Genomic DNA, 1148 nt, shown 5'->3' with positions numbered 1-1148 from the left:
CTCCCGCTCGACGCGCTGTACCTGCGCCTGTGCCGTCTCGATGTCGAGTTCGCCGTTCCCGTCCGTGTGATCACTCATGCGTGTGTGTCTCCCTCCTGCGCGTCGTCCACTCGATCCCGGTCGTTCGGCCACCGACGCCCGTGCCCGCCCGCGGGTTTTCACTCATCGGCGTCCCCGCCTCGGATCCGCTCGGTGTAGGCCCGCACGAGTTCGGCCTCCTCGGGGCGCTCCTCCTCGCTGAACGCCGCGCGGGAAGCCTCGACGCTTCCCGGGTCGGCCTCGAAGGAGCCGCCGCTGTAGTCGCCGCCCCCGCCGGCCCCTCCCTCGCCCTCACCGCGGAGCTGGAGCGACCGATCGTCCGTGCCGCGCTCGACCTCGCCCGCCTCGCCGAGGAGGTCCGCCCCCCCGCCCGAGCCGGACGACTCGCCGCCCGCACCGCCGCCAGCGCCGCCGCCGGCACCCCCGACCGCCCCCACGTCCGCGTCGCCGCCGGCACCGATCGACGACAGCCCCAGTCCCGCCACGCCGACGGTCGCGGCGCTGACGAGCGCGATGCCGGCCACGACGGCGACGAGTTGCCGACGCTGCAGGAACGCCCGGCTGGAGGTGTCTTTCAGCCGCCCGAGCACGTCCCGATAGAGCGCCGTCGCTACGGGGTTGTCGGCGTCGGATTTGGCGGTATCCCTGGCCGTCCGGAGCGCCTCATCGACGACCGGGTTGTCCGACTCGAACCGCTCGACGCCGAGTCGATCGTGCCGGAGGAAGGCGTCGGCGACGAACCACGACACCGCGGTCAGGACAGCCGCGACGCCGGCCGCCGAGACGGGGACGGGATCGGGGAAGACGATGCCGACCCCGCCGAGCGCGCCGGCGATGCCGCCCGGCAACGGCACCGAGACGAGCGTCCCCCAACTGCCCCCGACCGGGGTGAGCCGGAGCGCCAGCCGGACGAGGACGAAGACCAACATCGCGTCGAGGGCGGCCTGCAGGAACGCCGCCTTCTTGGCCTCCCGGTCGATCTCGGAGACGGCCGCGAGCAGCTCCTCGCGGGGGTGTGGCCCGCGGTCGGAATTGATTGCCTGTTGTTGGGGTTCACTCATGATCCATTCTGGCTATTTTCTAACTCATCGATCTTATCGTTCTTCTCC

1 protein-coding gene is annotated in these 1148 nt (G+C 71.9%); it reads right to left on the bottom strand.

Going from position 1 to position 1148, the window contains the following annotated elements:
- Positions 1-158: 158 nt before the first annotated feature.
- Positions 159-1100 carry a DUF7502 family protein gene (locus tag DP106_RS16675; protein WP_015410134.1) on the bottom strand — a complete coding sequence of 314 codons (942 nt, stop codon included), beginning with the start codon at positions 1098-1100 and terminating at the stop codon, positions 159-161.
- Positions 1101-1148 lie beyond the last annotated feature (48 nt).

Origin of the sequence: Halonotius pteroides (genome assembly GCF_003605635.1) — an archaeon.
Lineage (GTDB): Archaea > Halobacteriota > Halobacteria > Halobacteriales > Haloferacaceae > Halonotius > Halonotius pteroides.
This window is presented reverse-complemented; position numbering and strand designations above follow the sequence as displayed.